The following is a 24,705-nucleotide window of genomic DNA, read 5'->3' as shown; positions in this document are numbered from 1 at the left end:
TTTACTTTGATACTAATTTGCAGACCTACTTTGAGGCAAGAAAATCTTGTCGAACACCGGTTGCGTCAGGTTTACTTCTTCAAATTAAGCAGAGAGTAGGACGTACTGAACTCACCATACTCGGTATTTAGTAAGAACACTATGTTGGCCATTGTAAGGCATAGCGCATAAAGAAAAAGCCGCCTTACGGCGGCGGGTTGGAAAACTTGAAAGTTTACGAAAGTTACTTATTTTCTAGCAACTTGCCCGAAGCAATTTCTATTTTTCTTGGTTTCAACGCTTCAGGCACCACTCGCTCAAGGTCTATAACCAGCAAACCATGACTTAGGTCTGCACCTAACACGTTAACATGATCTCCTAGCTGAAACTTACGTTCAAATCCGCGCTGCGCTATTCCTTGATGAATAAACTTACGTTCTTTCGACTCGTCAGCGTCTTGCTTTTTACCTTTTACGGTCAAGGTGTTATTTTCTGATTCCAGAGTTAGCTCTTGCTCGGTAAAACCAGCAACAGCCATGGTAATTTGATACTTATCTTTGCCTAGAGCTTCAATATTGTATGGCGGATAACTTGGTTGCTTATCTGTTCTTGCAGCGGCATCCATCATAGAAGCTAAATGGTCAAAACCGATAAATGAACGGTAAAGTGGTGATAAATCTACTGTACGCATAATTTGTATCCTCTTAAAGCTATACATCGTACTTACTCTTCAAAATGAACCAATAAGTACAAATAAAACAAATAGTTATTTAATTTTTCAGACCCTTACGGCGTCTTCATAACTGTATTTATGGTCAGCAAATTTATTTTCAAGAAAATTTTTCAAAAAATTTCATCTTTTATAAAAAATCTTTTTAAAACAGAAAGGTATATTTTTTCAATGGTATCAATATCCATGAGTGATACATGCTCATTAACTTGATGAATGGAATCATTCTTCACGCCACATTCAATCACTTGTGTTTTAGCTGTTGCAAAAAAGCGACCATCTGAGGTGCCACCCGCCGTACTCAATGCAGGGTATTGTCCTGTCATGTCTTTTATCGCTTGTTCAACCAACGTCAAAAAACATTGTGTTTGCTTAGCTCCAGTGTAAAAGGACTCACAGGGACGCTCCCATGTCAACGCTAACGATGCATCTGACTTTGCTAGTGATTCTTGTATATATCGCATAACCTCTTGGCTTTTATAGGCGTGACTGTAGCGAATATTAAATGTAATTTCACACTCTGAGGGCACTAAATTATCAACGATGTTTGGTACCGTGATCCCTGTGACCTGAAGTGTCGTTTGTGAACCTGCCTCATCTTTCCACCAAGGTAGTAATGATAGCTGACTTACGAGCTGCCCTGCTATGTGTGCAGCGTTAATAGTTTGCTCTGGATATGCCACATGTCCCGCCTTGCCCTTAATCTGAACTCGTCCAGATATTGCACCACGACGACCATTTTTAATCGTATCACCAACGGCCATATGAGCTGTTGGTTCACCAACTAAACACGCATCTAATTCGATACCTTTTTCTACTAGGCGATCGGCGATAAGTTTTGAGCCAAACTCAGCCTCCCCTTCTTCATCAGAGGTAAGTAACCAGTAAAAGGTGCCATGGAGTTTATGGCGAAAATTAAGTAATTCACGTGTGGCAGAAAGCATTGAGGCAATACCCGCTTTCATATCCGCAGCGCCACGACCATACATTACATCATCGACAATTTGCGCACTAAACGGCGGTACAATCCAACCTCGATTGTCCGCAGGCACAACATCCACATGACCAGAAAAGGCCAAAATAGGGCCGTCAGAAAAGTGATAGCTCGCAATTAAATTTTTCACTCCCTGTACTTCAAACTGCTCAGTGGTAAAACCCAGCCCTGCAAGCTGTTCTGACATAAATGCGATGGTGCCTGCATCACAAGGTGTTACCGAAGGCGCTTGGATCAAACGGGTTAAGATCTCTATGGCATAAGATGTGCGAGTATTTAGATACTGAGGTGCTAGTGACATATATAGAAGCGATTACACTGTAAAATCGTACTCGTATTAAAAACGTTAACTTTGACCATAGTATTGCAGTTTTAATGCAGAGCCATGACATCATCAAAACTTAATCTAAATCAAACTTTCAAAAATTTCTGAACGTATCCAATTTAAAAATTGATCTAGAACAGTTTTTCATTTTTTGAAGCCTTTTATGATGACCTCATTGAAAACACACACTGTTTCACAGTTTGAAAAATGTCCTCACATAGGGTTAGGAGAAGAATATGAAAACTTTAACTGCTGCACTTTTATCTACATTGCTAGTTGCTGCTCCATTTGCACAGGCAAATTTCAGTGTTAACGTTGGTGCAATTAATGTAAACCCTGACAACACAGCTTCTGCAATCAACGAAAACAATGCGCTTGGTTTAGTTGCTGATTCAAATACACAGCTAGGTATCACACTTGATTACCATTATAACGATAACATCGTTTTTGAATTAATCGCAGCTACACCGTTCTCTCATACAGTAGATGGTGCAGGCGGCCTCGCAGGTGCAGAGATAGCTGATATAAAGCATTTACCACCAACATTAATCGCTCAGTATCACTTTTTTGATGCAACGGCTAAGTTCCGTCCATTTATCGGCGCAGGTTTAAACTACACCGTATTTTTTGACGAAGAGCCAAGTGCAGCATTAAAAGCAACTTTGGGTACAAATGATGTAGAAGTAGACCTAGACAGTTCGTTCGGTATTGCGTTACAAGTTGGCTTTAACTACGACTTGAATGAAAAGTGGGGTCTACACGGTATGATATCTAAAATGGACATTGATACTGACGCAACTGTATATGCAAATGGTGCTAAAGCACTGACTTCAGATGTAGAGATTGACCCTGTTGTTGCAATGTTTGGTGTCAAATACAAATTCTAATACCTTTGCGGTATAGACAATAAATTACTGTTACTTTCTCAATCCCCAAGGCCACTATTGTGGCCTTTATCTTTTTGTTCACCGTTACAAATTACTGCTCTTTTTCGCCTCTAGCATAGCTTTCCAGTGCATAATCTCCGGCGATAAAATTGGTGCTTCGCCTTTAAATCCTGCAATTTCTAGCATTTCTTCAATGGTAACTATTCCACCTTTGCGTTTGAATACACCACGGACATAAGCAATAGCATGTAAACCACGGGACGAATGGAACCTTTGCTCGATATAAAAGTACTTATGATCCCAACCAACCACTTTCGTTGTGATGGTGAACTTTTGTAGCGGCTTAATATCACGAATGTAAGTGATCGCGGTAGCATTCACGATTGGAAACCAACGACGCTTCATCACCGCGGCGAATAAACCTACTCGCTCAGTCATCCAGGTCCGAGCTAAATCCATAAAGGCTAAGTATCTTGAATTCGTGAGGTGCATATTAATATCACAATCACTAGGTAGCGCGCGGTATGTAATGTCTATCGGGTCAAGAATAGAGTTAGCGTGTTGTTGGTTTTTTCTTATTTTCCAAAACAGTAACAGTAAACGAAAATATAAATTCATAACAATGGTCTTACCAGTAAATAATTTTTCGATTCTAGCATAGCAATTCATATTCTAAAGAGATTATTTTGTTACCCTACGCTGCATTAATGTCCTCGATGTGAACTGCCTCCATCTTGCGATAACCATCCAAGTAAACTAGATTAACTAACCTGAGCTTTGTAAAAGTAAGGCATGCTTTCAATACGATGAGTTAGCCCATTTATTTTTCAGCCCTCAGGTAAAAAACAAAATAGGTGTGAAGCCCATGAACATATTTTCCCTCATTGTCAGCGCTGTAACCTTTACTTTTTCCAGCTTTTGCTACGCCGACTTCGACTTCAAAGGCGAAGGTACATTAACTTACCCTACCGGTGCAGATAAAGCATTTACGTTTGGTTTTGCTTGGAATAAACAAGCCGAAAAGTTTCGTATTGGTGCAAACCAATATGACATGTCGGAGCTTCCTGAGTCTTACTCAGTTGCAATCACGCTGAGTAAAGACGACGCAAAAGTGTGGATCCAAGAGTTTAATCAGGGGTTTATTTCTGAATTTACGTGGCAAATTGCTGACCATCATATTGCATTAACGAAAAAGGAATTTAGTGGTACCGTAAAAGGCAACTATATACTCACAGTAAATGGCATTGATTACTTTTTTGCCAGAGATAACGTAAGTATCACGCTCACTTTTGATGAAGATGGGATAGAAGGTATTAAAGTTGATGGCGTTAACAAAGACATGGGCACAAAATCATAAAGGCTACTCCCTGTAGCCCTTATACTCGCTGTGTGCGTGCAGCTACTAATATTACACTTTTACCGTTTTTCTATTGATCCCGTATTCACGCAGCTTATTCGCAACAGCAGTATGGCTCAAACCCAATCGCTTCGCCAACTGCCTTGAGCTCGGATAAGCTGGATATAGCTTGCGTAATAATGTCGCTTCAAAGCGCTTAACGGCCTGATCAAGCGTCCCTTCAAAGTCTGATTCTAAATAGCCCAAGTCATGAGTAAAGGTAGGTAAATTCAAGTGTTCTGTACGCAGCTCTTTATCATCTAATAGCGAAACCGCGCGATAAATTGCGTTTTCTAATTGCCTAACATTACCAGGCCATGGGTATTGCTCTAGAAACTCGATACACTCTCTAGCAAAAGTAGGCGCTGGATGACCATTTTGCTGCGCGTATTTTTGCACAAAGTGCTCAGCCAGCGGAGCAATATCAGCCTTGCGATCTCTAAGCGGTGCAATCTCCAGCGTTAGCACATTAATTCGGTAGTAGAGATCTTCTCTGAATGCCCCTTCTTGCACCATTGCTGGTAAATCTTTTTGGGTTGCAGCGATAATTCGCACATTCACTTTTACTTCATTTTCGTCGCCAACCTTACGGAAAGTACCGTCTTGCAAAAAACGCAAAAGCTTAGTCTGCAATTGTGTAGACATCTCACCGACTTCATCAAGAAATACGGTACCACCATCTGCTTGCTCTAGTACCCCACGCTTTGGTGCCGCATTTTCTTCATAACCGGCGTAACCAAATAGCTCTGACTCCGCTACATCATCAGGTAATGAAGCACAAGATAGTGCAATAAAAGGCTTTAATGAACGATTTGAAGCATAGTGGCATGCTCGTGCCAAGAGCTCTTTACCTGTTCCTGTTTCTCCAGTAATGAGAATTGGAGCCTCTAGTTGAGCCATTTTTCTCGCTTCACGCACCACTCTGCGCATTGCTGTACTGTGATTGTGGATAGTGGCAAAACTCTCTTGGCCATAACGACGAAATGCACTCACTTGCTGCCCAAGTCTAGACTGTGACTTAATATTGATCACCGCTCCGGCTAAAACGTCACCGTCTCCCCCTTGAGGCACAGAAATCGGCAAAATATCCGCAATAAAGTCTTCGCCGCCTACTTCTACACGGGTCGTTTGTCCTAATACTTCTTTGCCTTCTAACCAGCGGGTAAAATTAAAACCTTTCAAAAGGTTGTTAATATTTGCGCCGATAACATCAGTCTCAACCATGTTTAAGTCGCGACAAGCAGCATCATTACAATGACGAACCCAACCTTTTGCGTCTATTGATATAACACCATCAGGCAAAGCACTAAGCAGTGTATTTAATTCATTATGTTCACGCTCAGAAGGCAAAAATGCCGTGGTGCGAACATCTTCTACACCATCAATCAAACGTATCTCTGGCATGATCTTTTGAAACTGTTCGAATTCTATCGGTGGAAAACTCACGTACATCCGACAATTTACTGAATCGACTTCTATACCTTTTAAGTCAACACGGTAGCTTACCAAGATGTTGAGAATCTCTTGGGCAATACCAATTCGGTCAGCGCAATGTATCTCTAGACGCATTTGTTCCTCAAAACGGGTTTACACGGTTGACGGGATCATACTCTAAGAATAGCTAGTCGACTAGAAAAACGTAAAGAATATTGAACAGAATTTTAGAGGCTGCATTAAATTCTTGTCCTATACTAATACGGTAAGGAAAAATTTGTTTTATAAGGTGTTTTTCCACATTTGTTAAACTCCTGATTTGGTGGCTTACATTTTCATCATAAGATTGCATCCGCTAAACAGTTACAGATACAATACTAAAGAATTGGATATTGTATCGTTTTTGAAAGCAGGCCGATAAAAATGAAAAAGATAATTGCGCTGATGTTACTCCTCACCCTTTCGGCTTGTTCAGTTGAAGACCCCAATGAAACGGGTCCCTCTGACACAGATAAAAACGAAGACCAAAGTCAACAAGACAGGGACAATGAAGCGACCAATCTAAGTGTTCAGATTCAAACTCGTGACGGTAACGCTGTCTCTGGCGCTACGCTTACCATTAACAGCCTACAATTTACTTCTGCTGCAAACGGTACAATTGATCTTGCCACATTGCCTTTCGGTGCCTACGTAGCGACAATACAGCACCCAGACTATTTACCTTTGGTATTTACTTTTGCAAATCAACATAGTGACCCACAAACCATAGAGTTGCAGCTAAAGCCGTCTTCAGATTCTTTAAAAACGCTTTTATTCGCGGGTGACACAATGTTTGGCCGTCGCTACTTTAACCCTTCACTCATTACGATGGGCAATTCGTTGCCAAGCACCAGCGACGGACTTATCCAACCCCAAAGCGCCGGAGCTGATGCCCAAGCGCTAGTGAAATATATGCCTGCGCTGTTTAACAGTGTCGACTTTGCTTCGGTAAACCTTGAGTCACCCATTCTCCAAAATCCAACAACGGTTCACCCGAGTAAAGAGTTTGCATTTTTCAGTTTACCAGCCTCGTTAGTAGCTTTAAACGATCTTGGTATTGATTATGTCGCACTGGGTAATAATCACGTGTATGACTATCAAGCACAGGGACTTAGCGATACCATCCGCTATGTTGAGCAAGCAGGCTTAAGCCACAGTGGCGCAGGAAACGATACCGAATCAGCCCTAGCGCCATACAGCTTAACGCTGGGGGAAACGACCATAGATTTTATCTCGGCCACCTCTATCACGGGCGATCAACATACCATCACTTACGTAGCCTCAGTTCAAAAAGGGGGAGCCGCTGATCTAACCGACACCACAGCCATAAGAGAAAGCGTCAACCAAGCAAGCAATGACGGTCGCTTTGTTGTTGCTCAGCTGCATGGTGGAGATGAATACTCCTACGCCCCAACCGCTTATATTGCAAATCGCTTCGATGTCGTCTCGAACAGTGGTGCAAATTTAATGATAGCCCACCATCCACATGTCGCTCAGGGCTTCGGTTTATATAACGGGGTTCCAGCAATATTGGGGTTAGGCAACTTTGTATTTGAGCAAAACCGACTTGAAACCTTCTTAGGGCTAATCACTATTGTCGAACTTGAAACAGCAGGAGAACCAAAAATAGACGCAATAAAAGCCTATCCTGTGTATTTAGAAGACTATACTCCCAAGCTAGTTAGTGGCGATCTTGCAAATGCGCTACTCAAGCGTATTGCAGAGTTTTCTTCTCCTGACGTTGGTATCTCATTGCATTCAGGCTTTGCGGAAGTGAACTTTGATACCCCATCAATAGTAGAAACCACTCAGCAACATGTTATTTCTGTAGCTGCAGGTGAGCACATTATTGACTTGCGCCAATATGCGCAAAGCTCAGAGTATGTAAGTCGCATCGCACTAAATCAATCTCAGGCACAGCTAACTCTTGGTCGTGATTTACTCTTTTTCGGTGACTTTGAAGATTGGGATAACGACGCTGAAACAGGCGAAGTATCACGATGGCTTATCGAGTCTGACGATACTTATCCTTGTCTAGTTGGAAAATATCGTGGTGTTCAAGGCTTGTGTTTACAGCGAACACAATTCGATGAGACAGCAACACGAGTTCCTTTCAAACATACTATTCGTACTATGCCCATTACCCCTGCTCCAAGCACAGCTCAGGCCTATCATGAACTTACTTTATACGGCTATGCAAAGGGCAATAATGCAGGGAGATTTAATGCCGATATTCGTATTTTGACATCTGAGGACAGCCTACTATTTTCTGAGTCCACTCCTGAATTATTACCTGCTGGCACTTACGACTGGCAGGTATTTCAACAAGACATAACGCTTCCTGATGATTCAGTTACATTAGGCGATGAAAACTTGCCGGCAAGAGGCGTGCAATTTGGGTTGTCTATGACGCCACCTACAAGTGGCGAAAGTGCACTCTTTTTAGATGATGTCGCGATGATCTCTTGGCAACGCTCACTTTCTCTTACCAATAATCAATGGCAAAGCGGGGGTATTCATGGATTAGAGTTTATTAAAATAACGACCCCGTCTCCAACCGAATTGGTGCTTACTTTTAGTCAGCAGTAAAAGAGTAATTATACATGTCTATTTTCAGCCAAATAAGCTTTGTAAGACGCCAGCGCGAGTTTTGGCTATTTCTTGGTTTATTTGCATTTTTAGCATTGCTTTCATTTACTGGCGTCTACAAGCAGATCAATCTGTTTGGATTACAATGGTTTTCCAAATTTAATAAAACACAAGCCACAGAGATTGTTGTCATTGAGGCAAAAAACTTACAGCAGCAACATGAGTCACTAATCAATACTTTGTCTGCGTATGACCCGAAAGGTATTGTGGTGTACTCCGATGTAGCTTTAGCACAAGACACAGGCAGTAAGCATGATGCTGTTTACTATCCTCTTAATAACCCAAACCTATGCTTACCAGAGACTCAAAACTGGTATGGCAGCGCGGTCAGTATTATCCCTCCACCACAGCCGTGTGATGTACTATGGGACGTGCTTTTTCCTGAGCATGGAACCTACCAAAACAAAATCATAGATTACTCTTTATCTTATTATTCCCTGCCAAAGTTTACCGCTGAACGAGTATTAAATGGTGATGTATTTGCTTCTCAAGTTACTGATAAAGTTGTCTTAATTGCGCAATACTCTCCTTTTGCTTTACTTAACGCTCCTCGCACTTTTACTGATAAGGCACTTCCTCCAGTTTATCTGCAAGCTTTCATCGCCAACAACTTCGCTGCTAATAGTTTTATCAAACCGTTAGACAAAAGCATTGTTATCACTTTTGTATTCATAGCCACATTACTACTTCTAGTTTGGTATCAAAGAAATACAACGCTAATCAATGTGCTAATCGCAGTCTGTATGAGTGGGCTGCTACTGATCTTGGGGTTCGCTGCCCACTATTGGTATGCAGTCTTATTACCAATAGGCGAACTAATCACGCTAATATGGTCAACTCTATTGTGGGTTTTCATTTCATTGAAATGGTCGGAAGAAGAAAACCTGCAATCAATTATCACGTTGATCCAGCAGCGGATGTTAGGGCGCTACCTGCCGCGTCACTTTCTTGAACACCCAGAACCTTGGGATGGCATCATTCAGCTTGTAAACCAGCAACTAAATTTAGATAAAAGTATCTTTCTTACCCGCCTTGAAGGAGATCACCGTGTTTCGGAGGTACGTGCACTTAATTGTCAGCTAAGTGACATTGTCGAGATGCGACGTGATTACGAGCGAGTTCCCTATTCCGATGCAATAAAGGCGTCTGGTACGATTAAAATCACCCGGGTATTCTTTAAAGATCTGGCTGAAAATGAACAACAATATATCGCCCCTTTAATGTATGCAGGAGATATTAGAGGGTTTTGGGCGTTAACGGTAATACCTCAAAAACACTTTGACGAACAAGCCTTTATTAAAAATGTGAACCTGTTTGCTCATCAAATTGGTGAGCTGCTTTTTCACTATAAAGTATTTACGACCGAACGTAAAAATCAAAAAGGTATGCTGGCTCGCGCCTTAACGTTTTCACTTAAAGCACCATTGAGTCATAAAATCAAAGATGCAGTGAGCGAGATGGATCAAAAATTGACTTCGCTTGAGCACGTCTTTAACCAGCTACAAAGCGCCAGCATTTTATATAATTTGTTTGGTCAGATAGTGCAGGTAAACGAGTCTTTAGAGCAATTTGCTAGGCGTCATGGACTATCAGTTTTTGATATGTCTGCACTTGATCTATTGTGCTTTTGTACCTCAATGGATAACGAAGTGGCAAAAGGGAAATTACGCTATTTAACTTTGCAGCGCGGCAAGGTAGTGTTGCCCATTTATCTCGATAATCATACATACCTACTCTGTATCCGTACCCTTGTTAAAGGCTCTACAGGGCTTAATACAAGCACTCCCTTCGAAACCAGTGGGGTTTTATTTGAATTTATTGACTTAGGGGAGTTGCTTCAGCAAGTCGATGATCGTACTGAGTTTGTAACCCAACTATCCCGACAGTTTTCATCAGACGACCAAGTACAGTTTCTTAAGTGGGGTGAACAGTAGTGGACTGGTCACTCGCTCTATTTCCAAGCGCTGGTGGACTCGGTCAATCGGTTATCACCTGTGTGTGGATAGGCATAGCAGTGGTTGCCTTTTTTAATCTTAGGTTTGGCTTTCCATTAACGGGACTCGTAGTGCCGGGCTATTTGGTGCCGTTATTTATCGTCAGCCCTACTTCTGCTTGGGTAATTATTATTGAAGCCATTGTGGTATATGGGTTAATGCGGTTTTTTGCCAAAACCCTAGTTGAGCGCTTTGGGTACGCAGAAATGTTTGGCAGAGATAGGTTTTTTGCTATTGTGCTCCTTAGCATTCTCGTACGTGTCAGTATGGATGTGCTTTTTTGGCCTCAAGTCGCAAGCTACTTTTTGCAGTGGGATATTACCTTTGACTATGCAGCTCAGCTATACAGCCTAGGCCTTATCATTATCGCATTGACAGCAAACGTTATGTGGAATGGCGGGTTTAGATATGGCATCAAAGTAACCGCAATCCAGCTTGTAGTCACTTATGTAGTCATCCGCTTTGGTCTTATGACCTTCACTAACTTTAGTATCGCAAACCTAGCAGTAATGTATGAAGCTGTTGCTGCTTCTATTATCGCCGCGCCTAAAGCCTATATTATATTGGTGATAACAGCCTTTATCGCTTCGCGTGCTAACCTAAAGTATGGCTGGGAATTTAATGGCATTATGTTGCCAGCTTTATTGGCTCTACAGCTCATGCAACCAACAAAACTACTCACTTCTTTTGCCGAAACAGCGATTATACTGACGCTTGGTTATTTCATTTTAAATTTCACGCGTTTAAAGCATGCTAATATTGAGGGCGCAAGGTTGATGCTACTCTTTTTCAACCTTGGTTTTTTCTACAAACTTTTTTTAAATTATGCCGTTGTCGCTTACTTTCCTAGCATCAAAGTAACAGATACTTTTGCTTTTGGTTATATGTTATCGACCTTGCTTGCGCTGAAAATCTACCAAAAAAATGCCTTAGGTTTGGTGTTACGGGCAACATTTCAAACATCCATTGTCGGCGGTTTAATTGCGATTTGTATCGGCTTTGCCATTATGGTGATCCCAAGCTTATTTGTAAAAATTGAACGCTCCGCGGTGGTCTCACAGATAGAAGATATTTCTTTGAATCAAGTAGTCAGTGACTACAAGAGTCAGCTTTATACTCAAAGTGCCACCGACATCAATGTCAGTCAGTACGTCACCGAGCAACAGAGGAATCAATTTAAACAGGCCATTATACTACTCAAAGAAAATAGCGAGTCATCTTTTGTAAAAGCGGCGGCTTTGTTACAACAGGCGGGTTTTTCACTACAACAAACCGCAGCGTTATTGGTAATAAAAGACACCCAGGAGAATTATAAAAGAGGTTTGTTTATCATTAACCTAGCAGCTAAGAAAAATCATATAATCAGCGTTCCTTACCCCACAACTGAACGCTTAGCAAGCGAAGCTGCACACCTTTTGTTTTCTTATTGGCAAAGTAGCGGCATGGCATTTGGTAATGCCAAGTCTATACAAAATAGTGATAACCAAAGCAAACAAAGTGAATTTTTCCACGACTTCTTTATCGCCATGTCATCGTCTGAAGTCATTCAACTGAGAGAAATTAACCGTCAGGTTAGTCAGATGATGCACAGCCACAAGTTAAAAGATAGTAAACAAATGTGGATTTTCAATACCGTACCAGCCTCAGTTCAACAATCAGAATTGGCCTCGCTATTGGGGATCCAGCAAAGCTATTTTGGTACTGCTGCGACTACGGTTCTGCCACATAAACAGTTCCAAGGCGCAATGATTGAGGCCTATCTTAGCTCGGATAGCTATTCAACATTGCTTAGCGCTTATGGAATGCAAAATGCTGGTATAACGGAAGATGAGATTAAGACTATAGATACTCCCATCCATACACTCATCGATGAATTCTCAACTCATATTAGCGCCAAAGGCAGTGGAGCGTTCAGTCCTCTTAGTGATACCAGTGCTGCACTTTGGGAATACGAAGTGTTAAGGCCATTGTTTGCCATCACACAAAATCCAGATATCGTAGCCACACCTAACACTTTTAAAGTTAGGCTTAGCCAAATTAACCGCATTGCAAATTTACTCCAATACCAACTGGCGCTGATTGACAGTGCACAAGGGCAATTTGTCGCTATTTCACCACTTGAAAATAGCCAAGCTTATGAATTAGGACAAGGAATTTACTTTATTTCTGTGCTCGCAAAACCCGCTCTGACAATTGCAGTGCCAAGACCCTTATTCGAGAGCAATACGCTTGGCTTTTCTACTCAACTATTTATTTCCACGCAGGCAAAGCTACTTGCTATCGCGGGCGCTCATCCATATACCAGTGTAGAGGCAAATGTGATGGCCGCTGATAATATCCGTTCGTTATTCAACGTAGTTTACCAAAGTGCTCAACGCTACTTCTATGAAAAACCATTGTTAAATTTACAGATCCGTAGTCATAGCGCGCCATCAAGCATTAGACCCTCAGCATTGGCTTTTCAATTTACAACACCTAATCCCATTCACAATGAAACACTCAACCAGTTAAAACGCGCACTCAAAAAGCTGGGCGTGAACACACAAACTGTCATGGGTCAACGCGCCACAAGAGGGCTAGAGCTGGGAACCACTCCTCAATCTGGCTATCAACTGTTTGCCCCCAACAGCGAACTTGCTGCACTGTGGTTAGCATCAGACTTTAAGTCAAATTTTGCCGTCTCTGACGATGCGTTAGCACAGCGCTTGTTGGCAATATCACATTCTCCAACTCTCAAAAAGGTTGATTTACTAACACTTTCTCCGACAGATTGGCATGACCCAGACGCCTTATTTATCGACGCCTTACAAAGTGCTAAAAAACAATACACGCATTCGCAGCACTTACCAGCTCTCAGTGCATTATGTGCTCGAAAAAATACCTGCCAACTACATGCCTTTATTGCGCAGCGAAACACTGAGCTTGGCATTATGTTTATACGAGATGGATTGATATTGGCGCTCTACTTTCCAAGGCGAAACAAAGTCATAGATATCACCCGTTATAGCGCAGCAGTACAAGAGGGACGTTATGTATTGGATTAACCTTGCCTTACGTCTTTTGATTTTAATCGCGCTTCTGTTGGCAGCCATGTGGCAAGGGTTTAATGTTTATGTGTGGCTAAAATCCGCGGAGCCAACAAACACCTCAACGCTATTTAATATCCGCTCTAATGTGCACTGGCTAAATACTGATGCACCACTGACATTTTCCTTTTCACCTTCTCGTACTATGTCGGTAAGAGTGCTATCAAATGGTATATTTGAGTCCTCCCCAAGTGATGATACACCGGTAAATTATGCTATCGAATATCGCTTGTTGGATGCCCGAAATTCCTTGGTTTATCATGGGGTTTACCATCATGCAGCTAAGGTCGCTGCAAATGATGCCGAGCAACAAATTAAACAGCTCATAGAAAATAGAGAAGCCTTGGCGGTATCATCAGGGCAATCTTTTTACCTCAATAAGGAAGAGTTACAGCAAGCCAGTCGCGTTACGCTCAAATTAATTCCAGAGGATCCACAACTAAAGGGCGTGGTGGTTCGCGTCCATGCCCAAACTAGCAATAGCATAACTGATCCTGCAAAAGCATGGTTGAAAAGGCCAACAGAGTGGCGAGAACGCATGACTAATTACCATACCATTGGTGAAAATGCGCTAACCAATGAAGAAAGGTATAATTCCGTTATGCTGGATTGGCAAAAGCTAGCTCCACAAGGGGTGCCGAATATCGACTTTCGTGCAGACTTGCTCTATGAGTCGCTCCCCTACAACGTACTCAACCATGATTTCTCTGCACAGCAGAATCTAGATAACTTACACGTATCCGAAAAGATGAAATTGAGCTTTCGGGTTTTTAAAGGGGAAGCATACACAGTAGACAGCTTTGAAGACGCAAAACTTGAATTAGAGTGGCATGACTTAAGCCAAATAAGCGCGCCCAGCCAGCTCCACCCAATACTCACCACATCAGGTAAATTAAAGCTCAGCAATTTGCCCACGGGGCTGGTAACAATCAGCGCCAATGCGCCAACGAATGTACGTGTATTTAGTAATGACGTCGACCCAATACCTTTGCTACACAGCTATTATTATGACCTGCGAGCTGATTTACCAGTGTACTATTATGTCACCCCAAACAGTGAGATTGCTCTTGACTGGCGTGCCCCAGCGGGGACACAGATCACTCTTTACCTGTTACATAATGACAAAGAGGTGGGAAAATACGCATTTAACGCAGCGGCAACACTGTCTTTATACGACCGGCTGATCACGCAGTCAACAGAGCGCTTACCTATCACACAAGAAGAGAAGCGCTATTTAACTCTTCCTAACAAAGTGAATAAAATTAGGGTAGAAGCAGACAATGCCATGGTGAAATTACAAACTCGTAGCCCTAGCTTTAATTATGTAAGACACCGCTGCGAAACCATTTGCAATCCGACCGACACGGCTTATCAAGGGGTTGATGCGTGGTTTAGTCAAAAAGCAGACAATCATTACCTCTTTCATTCTCACGAGCAGATCACCGCGGTGCGTTTATTTGAAGCACCTCCCGAGATCCCAAGCCCCTTGCCACAATACGCGACAAAAAATCTAGACCATATTTTGCCGGTTTCGGATATTGTCTTGGTGCCAATACAGCAAGCGTACTTTGACACCGATGTACCTAATAAAGAATTTGAATATCGAGCAGTAACACACTCAGAGCTCTATACTCTGGCGGATACAACCGGCTACCCCACCAGCGTCATTGTGAAACAAACAAGTAAACCTAAGCTATTTGAAGCGCCTTTACAAACGCTAAACCTTGAACAGCAAGACAGCTCAATACAAGCACTCTATATCAATAAAGGATCTCCTCGCACACTACGCAAGGTAAGAGTGTATAGGGTCGATAAATCAGACCCGCTAAGACTTGCTATTGGTGATGCTGATACCCAACCTTCGGCTGTTATCATCAAAGTATTTAGCACGGGTTTTAGAGAAGAAATTAGAGTGAAAACCACACTAGATAGCACCAAACTTTCTATGCCTAGCACTGAATACACTATTACCAATAAACACTATGTTTTACATTCAGGTAATGATGCAAGCAGATTGTTTTTTAATCCCGAATATAGTGAATTGGTAGAGTACCCAAGTATAACTTTGCCTTTGTTCAATGATGTAAAGGCGCCGCACACACTGGCACTTTCCTTCTCTGATGATGTTTGGATAAGTGTGATAGAGGCGTATCTCCATCCAAACGCAACACTAAATTGGTGGCAGCATGAAACACATTAATATTTATTTTTTGATCTGTTTTTTATATATTTTGCCTGCAAGCGCGGCCGTACCAAATAGTACCACGATGCAGCAGTGGCTTATTCAGCCTAAAGCGCTCAATGGGTGGCAGCTGGTGCAGTCAGGTGAACAGTTTCACTTAATGCCAAAGCAAAGCGGTGAGCAGCACGGTGAACTTTATTACGCACCACAACGTCTGCCATGTGTTGTATCTGTACCACACCGTTTTCATGATAAACATACTCTAGTCATCGGGCAGTCTCTATTTGAAAGCACGTGCCAATTGCTACTGGCGAATACCAAACATAGATACGACCGTGATGACACTCAACAATCAATGGATTATGCAAAACAGCACAATAACTTACACAGTGCCGCTATTGTTGCTTTCATGTTAGCCTCCAAAGACGCAAAGATATTTCAAATTCATGGATTTAGTAAAAAGAAACGTAAAACTGATGCCGGTCGAAGCAGTGACATTATACTCAGCCAAGGAAAACAGAATAATGCCGCGCTATGGAACTTAAAGACCTGTTTAGCCAAAGAAGGTTATCGCGTGATGGTATATCCGCAAGAGGTTAAAGAGCTCGGTGGTACAAAAAATATTTTACATCAACTAGATCTGCCCAAATATAGCTTTATCCATATTGAACTAAGCTATCAAGTAAGAAAGCAATTAACTAAAAATAATCAACAGCTAGAGCAATTTAATTCATGCGTGCGATCACTTATCTAATCACTTTACTGCTCTTTGCCAAGCTCACCTTCGCAGGAGAAGTTGCAGTGCAAACTGGTGTACAGTGGATAGACTTGCAACGTATGGCACACCTTCAAGCAAGTGCTCAGCGTCATTTTGAGCCACAGCAAAGTCAATGGCTAGCCCTGCCCGCCCATGCTTGGCTCGTGATCAAGCCTGCGGCGCTTGACAACTTTCAATTTAGGATAGGCGAAACACCAAAGCTTCTGCGTCAAATTGATAAAACACAGTGGTTGTGTGTGGAACAGCGATGTCAACTTGGCAGTGCTCGGCAACATCGTTTAATTGAGGTGACTTATCATGGCCAGCAAGCACAATTATTGGCTCTTTGGCAAGGTAATGTACATCGTCATCGCGATCCCTTTAGGCGCGCCTTAGCATTGCCTGGTCTAGATACTAAGGTATTGCAAATCGCTCAGAGTACGCAGAGGTGGTATCACCTTGCACCAACCGACAAAACCACGGTCTTTTTTACGCAAGCTAAAAAGTTAAAAATAACAGTGCGAAAGGATCTCCATGAAGTAATCCAAAACGGTATCGTGACTGTGAAGGTTAATGGTAAAGTGATTAGTCGTATTTCTGTTTCAGATCTACATGCAGCTGAGTACTTACAACCAAAAGCAGGACTAGTTAACCAAGATTATATCGCAGTACCACAAGGCAGCTACTTAACTATAACAAGCTCTGTACCTGTCTACCTCAATGTAGTGCAAATGCACCGTGGGATATTTGATGACAATGCCGGGCAAAAACAACTAGAGACTCTTTTTAATCCGTACTGGAGCCAACAATTAGATAGTCAACTTCAGCGCTTGTATTTTAGCAATGACCGAACCGATGTTGAGACAGCAGCTACTGACTCAGTGCTAACAATTGCGAGAAAGCAAGCCCTGCGGGGTATTACCTCTTCACTCAGCTTTGTCTCCCCAAGTAGCCCAAACAAACTCACCACCCAAGCAGCGAACGTCGCCGTCACGTTGGGTAGTCGTAGCGTAACCGATGATGTTAAAGTGGTCACTGGAAGTCAACATATTGCCTATACGCAATCCTCAAGTACGCTCACTTATCATCTTGATGACATCCCTATCATCGACAATGCCGTCACCGTCTTTGTTCGTGCAACGCAGCAGCAACAGTTGCTATTACATACAGAGCATGACCAGTACAGACTACACCTTTCACCAAGTGCGCATTTTCAACGCTTAACGCTCCCTATCCATCCGGCTTCAACATTCATAACCGTTCAAGGAAGCATACTAAAACGTGATATTGCACTTGCGGTAAATAGACTACAACCATTTCCTAAGTTTAACGCGATGACTCAAGAAGGCTTACGTAGTAGTGAGTTTATCAGTCGATTATTGACGCATAACAGGAACAATAGAGCTAACAGTTACAATCTCTCTTTGACAATTCTGAGACCACCAAAGCTAAATCTAGGGCTAACTAGCGCTGCACAGTTTCATGCGACCAAATCACTTATTGAGCTGCGCATGCAGGCGAGCACATTACCGATACAGACATTGGCTAAAGTTAAACCTTTTCTTAATGGCTATAACGAACAAGTTACCCTGCTCGCATGGCAGCTTAATATTGATGTGTTGAACCAATTGGCGCGCACTGGAAATGCTGAGTTACTATTAAAGTCACTGCTACTGAGCAATTCAGACATGCTAAGGAAATATGCTGCCAATAGATTACTGACACACTACGTGGAAGCAACAGATTATATACAAGCAGCTGGGCTATGTGCGGGGTATAGCCCCTATATCACTGAGTATCAATGTGACAACATTGAATTAGATTACTTGATACAATCTGGCGCGCATCAAGAAGCGCTGTGGATGAGCCAGACAATGTCATTGGCACAATATCAAGTTCAGCTGCTAGCTACACTTCAATCTAATCAGATTAGTTCACCGCAATATAGTTTAAGTCATCATGGTCAGCACCTTGCCCATACCATAGACAAACCAACGCAATTATATCGTGTAGATCGAGGTGAAGCGTTACAGTTAACAGCAAATACTCCCCTTACTTTGAAAGTAAGCGCACGCACAGCATTTCAAGGGCAACAATATAAAAATACGCAATGGCTATATTACCAGCAGGATAAAGCAATAAATCTACTGCCTGTCTATGCCGATATTCCTGCTAATATGCAGTTACAGTCTGACAATACTCGCTTGTCTATTGCCACACGACAGCAGATAAACTTAGCGGCGGGAGAAAGTATCCACTTATTTAGCAATAGTGAACTTTTCCTTGATATTCAGATAACACCACCACTGGCGGCAGCACCCCCTGCCGATAACCAAGCCGTGAAACTTATCAGTGATGCTCAATCCATTGTCAGTACTGAATTTTCAGTAATAGAAGTCGCGGTAAACGCCCTATACCATTTAAGCCAACAAACGCTGAACAATGAGCAATATCACTCAGCGCTACAGCGCTTACACACAAGCTTAACTGACAATATTACGCATCAAGCATTATATGCTCGCCTGCTGCGCTATGGGCAGTGGCGTCCAGTCCAGCAATATACAAGTTACCTTGGGACTCAAAAAGTTAGCACTGAAGCCGACTTAGCAAAAAGTTATGCAGATCAAATCACAGCCCATCTCACACAAACCCCGCTTTCAGGGTTACAGCTTCGTGCAAATGAGCTACTGACCATTGACTTTACACAGTATCAACACTTGCAAACTCGCATCACATTGCGCTTTTCCGATGCGATGCAAGTCAGTACACCACCCGCCCAAGTTGAACTTATTGGCCATGGCTCTGGCACTGTTTTAACGTTACAGGCCGGTGAGACTTTTACTCATGGTATTAAACCGGATGAAGCCAGAGCGAGTCACATACAATTACGCTGGCTAAACCCAATCTCTGGGCAGATGGTCGGGATCACTCCCCAATATTACAGTGGAGGCCGCTGGCATGATATTGAATTAGATACTCGCCAAATTTTTTATCGCTCAGATAAACATACGCCTGTCACTGCAACGCTTTCGCAAGATAGCTTAATAAGAATCGAAAGCATGGAAAATGGAACGAGAAAGGAGGCCAATTACTTCCACCCTGCGGGGCAAGTAAGCCTCACCGCGACAGGTGCCGCTGCACTCGTGCGGATGTCAGTTTGGTCTTTAAGTCCCACACTATCACGCGTAAACTTAACTCCAACACCGGATGTACATCTCAATACACAAGTGCGCCCTGATCTTAACGCGATGCTTACGCCATACCAAAATCCTCACCTCGAAATGGATGAAAGCCAAATGGGTATCGCTGGATTTTTAGTATTTGATAGTGACGACATCGTCCAAACAACAGAACCAACCCCCAACCGCATCACCTTAGATCTCGGCCTTTCGCTGAGACATAAAGAGGAAAATAGTTGGTATCGACTGGACACGTTTTATACCTTAGATAATCATCATCAAGATACATTTTCAATCAATGGCAAATATGACTGGCTATCTCAGTACACTAATTGGTTTGCTGAGGTTCAATTACGTAACCGCTGGCAAAACTCCACAGCGTTAAGCGACAGTCACCTCACATCTCGTTTATCTAGCAAACTGGGACAAATACATCGCTATAACTCGGGATTTAGAAGCATCTGGTGGTGGCAGCCTTTCTATACTTACACCAGTATCAACAAAGATGAGTTTATAGCCGATGCGCAAATTAGCCCTGATATGTATACCTTCTACCGCAACAACCACCGGCACGGTTGGCAAGCACATGCAGGGCTACGCTATCAACCTTGGGTCGATAGTTATATTGACTCCAGTGCGACTTTGACATCTAATCAAGACTGGCAAACCTTTGATAATATGTTACTTTCAATTAATTGGAATCAATATCATGAAGGTCATATTTTCCGTTTAGGTCTGACATCAAGATACGTATTTGCGGATCAACACCGTCCAAACCCGACTTGGCAGTACTTGACCCAGGTAGGTTGGCAAACGGGTTTTGACTTTAGCACACATACCGCAGGCTGGCTCAGCCTTACGTGGACACAAGATTGGTTTAACAACACTCACCAAATTGGTTTTCAAGTCCATTTAGGCAATCTACAACAAACCGGATTCGCGCCATACGCGCATGATGAAATCGTCTTTGAGTCGTTGCAGCTAGGCCATTTATTAGAGCAAGATTTACATGACCAGTAATGTGTTAAAAAATCAATTAGAGTCCTTATTTTTTGCCGAAACTGAACAGTTTTGGCTTAATTTGTATCAACATAAGTATAATGCTTTAATTGATGAGTTATGTGCATGGGAGCTACTCTATAATCGTCCCGAAAGCGAAGATGAAACCGATTGGCTCGTCCTGCAATCCATTGCCTTTTTGAGGCATAAGATTGAGACACTACACGAGCAAATATTGCAGCTAGATGTCTCCCATACCAGCTTTGTACAAAGGATCGCTAAATCCGAATTTGCAGCGGAAAAAGCCCTCCACATTTTAGCGTATGCCAAAGAGCTGGGTGCCACTAAGTCAATGCTAGCACAAGATAAAAAAGCATTTTCACGTTGGTTTGATGAAGGTGCTGTCGTGGCTCGTTATGAGCATCAAGTAGCGACAATGGGGCAACAAATTAAGTTTCTAATCGCCAAGCTTGGAACGCTGACAAACCGTTATCTACAAACGCACCAGACAAACCTAGAAAGCGCTTGGCAGCGATTAGATTTGCAACCATTTTGTTTAACCTTATTAGCCAACAGCCAAAGTCAGCATATTCGCCACGGCTTAATCCGAGCGTTGGTAAATATGGTCGCGACGCTCAACAAACTAGAGGGCGATCCTGAATTAGATGGTGAGCTGATAGCCAAGCTCATTGAGTTTCTTGAAGTTGACAACATGCCCTATCAAGCCGTCGTTGACATTCTTGAACTACTCATTCATCAGCGCCCAACATTTAGCCGTGCATATATGTGGTCAATGTTAGCAGAAGCCAACGAAGTCGACTCTCCGTCAAAAATCGATGCTGAATTACTCTACATAGTAAGTACCTTTGCAAAAATACTTGTGAGCCAGAGCACCCTCACTGAGCAAGACCTTAAGATTCTCACAGCACTGAGCAAACACGTATTACCTCGAGTGCGTCAGGTCACTATTGAGTATGTGGAGTTTTACCCTCACACGTTTGCAAAGTCACTATTGACGGAGCGGTTCGAGCAAGAAACTGAAAACGCAGTGCGATTTACACTAATCAAGCAGCTGTCTGCTGATAGGTTCTGTCAGGATGATTTTTCATTTGACTGGTGGCAGCGAACGTTAATGAGTAAGCAACCATTACCCTTAAAGCGTTTGGCTCTTGAGCAAAGTGCGAGGATCATGCTGAATATGCAGCTTGGTGAGTCAGAACCACAAGCTTGCTTTAAGCGCTTTATAGACACGCTCAACGCTTGTTTAGCCTCTGAAGAAAATATCGCAGTGTGTCGGTATATCACAAGAGCTAGGGAGCAATTGAGTAGCTTTTACCATCAGGCGCTAGTTGCTCAGCTCAACGCTTCTCTTGAAGCGAATGAGCAAAGCGATACATTAATTACCTGCTCCCAGGATGAATTAGGTCGGGCGCTTTCTTATCTCGCTCAACATGGCCTGAGTCTCAACGCCAACCGCACAAAAACCGGATGGCGGATCCAACAGGGTTATAAGCAGGTGCGTCGATTGTGGCGTATTCTTCATGAGATCAGACACCCAAGCACAGATAAAAGGCAAAGCCACTCACATACCAAGGCCAAAAACCCCAGTGTCTATGTTCATGTACCTAGTTGTACCACTGCTGAAATCAGTGAAACCAAAGTGCCTGGAGAGCTTTTGTTTAATATCACAGAGCAATCGAGTCGCCCTCACTTACCACTGTTAGACTTTATGCTCAGCGTACTGATTAACGATCATCACAAACAGGCCGCTAAAACTTACACGCCAGATGGCATTCTATCGGTCTTACCGCCGCCAACACTGTGGCAACGTCTCAAAGCTTATTGGGTCATTTCATGGCAGTTTTCTGAATTTGATCAACTGCGTAAAGGTAATGAGCTTGAACAGCAGAAGTACCTCGAAACACTCGAGCAATTGGGATTTACCATGCAATTTACTGGCTATGGAGATATAGCTGAGACACAGTTTCCAGTTCCTAAAGACATTCACCGTCTCTACAATCGAACCAATATCACCTCTGTTTTTCTGACAATATGGAGTAGTTTCAAAGAATACATGGATGCCATTTACCAAAATAGCATCTCTCAACTGGTATTTTTTGTGCTGGCATTTATCAGCTATTTTTGGACGCGACACATTGTCGCAAGCCAAAAAATCAAGCGTAATAGAAGACATATTCCGGTATCAATCGGTGGCTGGGGTACTCGAGGAAAATCAGGTACAGAACGCCTTAAATCGGCACTTTTTAGCAGTATGGCGCTTAAAGTTGTCAGTAAAACAACTGGCTGTGAAGCCATGCTCATCTATTCCAAAATATCTGGTGAGCAATATGAAATCCCGCTCTTTCGACCTTTTGATAAAGCCAGTATTTGGGAGCAAGCCGATGTGCTGCACTTTGCCAAACAAGTCAAAGCAGACATTTTCTTATGGGAATGTATGGGATTAACACCGAGATACGTAAAAATTCTTGTGCGATGGATGAAAGACAATTTTGCCACCATTACCAATGCTTACCCAGATCATGAGGATATTTTGGGGCCAACTGGACTAGATGTGGCCAAAGAAATGTCGGCATTTCTTGGCTACAATACCCAAGTTTTTACCTCTGAGCAGAACATGGCATCAGTGCTCAATTTGGCGGCAGAACAAAAGAATACCTCTTTGATCCAAAACCACTGGGGGGATGGCTACCAAATCACCGCCGATATTCTTGCAAAATATCCCTATGTTGAACATCCTGACAACATCGCGTTGGTTTGTAAAATGGCGCAGTACATAGGCATCAATAAGGATTATGTGTACAAAGAAACCGCATCACGAGTTATTCCTGATGTGGGAGTATTACAACAGTTTACTCCCGCAAAATATGGCCACGTTAGCCAGACCTTCATTAATAGTATGTCGGCGAATGAAAAACTGGCAACCATCGAAAATTGGAAACGCTTAAATATTGTAGAACAAGGAAAAAACGGCCAAGTTATTGCCCTTATCAACAATAGAAACGATAGGGTTGCTCGCTCTCAGGTGTTTGCAAATATTCTTGCCAATGACTTACACATTGATCAGATTGTCATTATCGGTACAAATATTGATGGCTTCTTTAAATATTTTCTGACCGCGCTAGAAAATCTGTTAGAAAACATTTTTGTCAATAATGATAAACAAGCTCTGTATGCCCTACTTACACGTTTCAACCTCATCCAATCACCACAAACGTTAAGTGATTTAATTGAAAAGTTTGCCCCCAAGTGCAGTGACATATCACCCTCTGAGATTTCCGCTTTGAAGGCCAAGTTAGACTTAGAAACGCAGAATCATTATTTGCTGTTTAAGAAGATTGAAGCAAACGAGTTGGCCCAGTCGCTCTTAGCATGTGAAGATCTCACCACACAAAAACCGCTTGCCCATGACATCGCGCAGCAATTAGCAACCCGCAAATGTACTTTAGTTCAGAACAGTGATATTAAACCAGATAGCTTGAACCAAATCATTGCTCAACTCGCCTTACCTCAAACACACCAAATTATCGTTGGTATGCAAAATATTAAAGGGGCGGGTTTGGGGTATGTATACATGTGGCAAAAATGGCATCTGTTCCATCAGCATTGTGAACGCTTAACTCACCATAATATTACTCAAGCCGAATTTAGACATGGACTGAGTCGAATTTTACTGCAAGAGGAGCTGAGCGTGCTTGAGTGCCAGTATTTAGCGGAACATGTGGACATTCTGGCAAATCTACCAAATGCGCAAAGTGAATATAGCCAAGCCGAATTGAGTCAAATAAAAAGCAAACTTGCACAACAGCAATTACGTCTTGAAGAGCATAATGATACTCGTGAGCGCTCTGCAATATCACACTTTTTAAGTAAGCTTCTTGAATCGTTTTTAGATGCAGGTGCAGCAGTCAAACGAAAAAAAATTGCAGTGCAGATCTACAAAGATATTGCAGACTTTCGGATCACCATTGAAAAAGCGACTACTATTTTAAATGAGCTCAATCGCTCACAAAAGCCTGGCTGGCTAAAGCTACAAAACATCAAGCGTCGTAAATAG

At 42.5% G+C, this 24,705-nt stretch carries 13 protein-coding genes; 9 read left to right on the top strand and 4 right to left on the bottom strand.

From position 1 onward, the window contains the following. Positions 1 to 223 precede the first annotated feature (223 nt). Both J8Z24_RS04810 and dapE read right to left on the bottom strand, forming a co-directional pair. Positions 224 to 670 (bottom strand): Hsp20 family protein, encoded by a 447-nt coding sequence (locus J8Z24_RS04810; protein WP_125252197.1) that lies wholly within the window; start codon positions 668 to 670, stop codon positions 224 to 226. A gap of 152 nt (positions 671 to 822) precedes the next feature. Next, positions 823 to 2,004, bottom strand: coding sequence for a succinyl-diaminopimelate desuccinylase (dapE, locus tag J8Z24_RS04805; protein WP_252095376.1), 1,182 nt, complete (start codon positions 2,002 to 2,004; stop codon positions 823 to 825). Positions 2,005 to 2,264: 260 nt separating this feature from the next. Between dapE and J8Z24_RS04800 the strand changes: the two genes are divergently transcribed. After that, a complete protein-coding gene (locus tag J8Z24_RS04800) occupies positions 2,265 to 2,915 on the top strand; it encodes an OmpW/AlkL family protein (RefSeq protein WP_125252199.1) in 651 nt (216 codons plus the stop codon). Between the two features lie 84 nt (positions 2,916 to 2,999). Here J8Z24_RS04800 and J8Z24_RS04795 read toward each other — a convergent pair whose 3' ends face one another. Next, complete coding sequence (locus J8Z24_RS04795) at positions 3,000 to 3,533, bottom strand: acyl-CoA thioesterase (RefSeq protein ID WP_125252200.1); 534 nt, start codon at positions 3,531 to 3,533, stop codon at positions 3,000 to 3,002. 247 nt (positions 3,534 to 3,780) lie between these two features. Here J8Z24_RS04795 and J8Z24_RS04790 point away from each other — a divergent pair, with 247 nt between their 5' ends. Further along, on the top strand, positions 3,781 to 4,272 hold the full coding sequence (locus J8Z24_RS04790; RefSeq protein WP_252095375.1) for a hypothetical protein: 492 nt from the start codon (positions 3,781 to 3,783) through the stop codon (positions 4,270 to 4,272). 51 nt (positions 4,273 to 4,323) lie between these two features. Here the strand turns inward: J8Z24_RS04790 and tyrR are convergent, their stop codons facing one another. After that, positions 4,324 to 5,880: a transcriptional regulator TyrR gene (gene tyrR, locus J8Z24_RS04785; protein ID WP_125252202.1), complete on the bottom strand. Its 1,557-nt coding sequence runs from the start codon at positions 5,878 to 5,880 to the stop codon at positions 4,324 to 4,326. Between the two features lie 288 nt (positions 5,881 to 6,168). Between tyrR and J8Z24_RS04780 the strand changes: the two genes are divergently transcribed. Genes J8Z24_RS04780 through J8Z24_RS04750 form a run of 7 tightly spaced genes read left to right on the top strand, consistent with a single transcriptional unit; the run spans position 6,169 to position 24,705 of the window. Continuing rightward, positions 6,169 to 8,373: a CapA family protein gene (locus J8Z24_RS04780; RefSeq protein ID WP_252095374.1), complete on the top strand. Its 2,205-nt coding sequence runs from the start codon at positions 6,169 to 6,171 to the stop codon at positions 8,371 to 8,373. 14 nt (positions 8,374 to 8,387) lie between these two features. After that, positions 8,388 to 10,367 (top strand): CHASE2 domain-containing protein, encoded by a 1,980-nt coding sequence (locus J8Z24_RS04775; protein ID WP_176032962.1) that lies wholly within the window; start codon positions 8,388 to 8,390, stop codon positions 10,365 to 10,367. Further along, on the top strand, positions 10,367 to 13,471 hold the full coding sequence (locus tag J8Z24_RS04770) for a poly-gamma-glutamate biosynthesis protein PgsC/CapC (protein WP_176032963.1): 3,105 nt from the start codon (positions 10,367 to 10,369) through the stop codon (positions 13,469 to 13,471). The genes J8Z24_RS04775 and J8Z24_RS04770 overlap by 1 nt, the downstream gene beginning before the upstream one ends. Next, complete coding sequence (locus tag J8Z24_RS04765) at positions 13,458 to 15,713, top strand: hypothetical protein (protein WP_252095373.1); 2,256 nt, start codon at positions 13,458 to 13,460, stop codon at positions 15,711 to 15,713. Before J8Z24_RS04770 ends, J8Z24_RS04765 begins: the two co-directional genes overlap by 14 nt. Beyond that, on the top strand, positions 15,700 to 16,449 hold the full coding sequence (locus tag J8Z24_RS04760; RefSeq protein ID WP_252095372.1) for a hypothetical protein: 750 nt from the start codon (positions 15,700 to 15,702) through the stop codon (positions 16,447 to 16,449). Before J8Z24_RS04765 ends, J8Z24_RS04760 begins: the two co-directional genes overlap by 14 nt. Next, positions 16,428 to 20,651, top strand: a complete 4,224-nt coding sequence (locus J8Z24_RS04755; protein ID WP_252095371.1) for a hypothetical protein — start codon at positions 16,428 to 16,430, stop codon at positions 20,649 to 20,651. Before J8Z24_RS04760 ends, J8Z24_RS04755 begins: the two co-directional genes overlap by 22 nt. Further along, on the top strand, positions 20,641 to 24,705 hold the full coding sequence (locus J8Z24_RS04750; protein ID WP_252095370.1) for a poly-gamma-glutamate synthase PgsB: 4,065 nt from the start codon (positions 20,641 to 20,643) through the stop codon (positions 24,703 to 24,705). The genes J8Z24_RS04755 and J8Z24_RS04750 overlap by 11 nt, the downstream gene beginning before the upstream one ends.

The sequence above is a fragment of the Pseudoalteromonas sp. SCSIO 43201 genome (assembly GCF_023716725.1).
GTDB lineage: Bacteria > Pseudomonadota > Gammaproteobacteria > Enterobacterales > Alteromonadaceae > Pseudoalteromonas > Pseudoalteromonas peptidolytica.
Note: the sequence above shows the minus strand (reverse complement) of the source record. Positions and strands in the feature narration are given on the sequence as shown.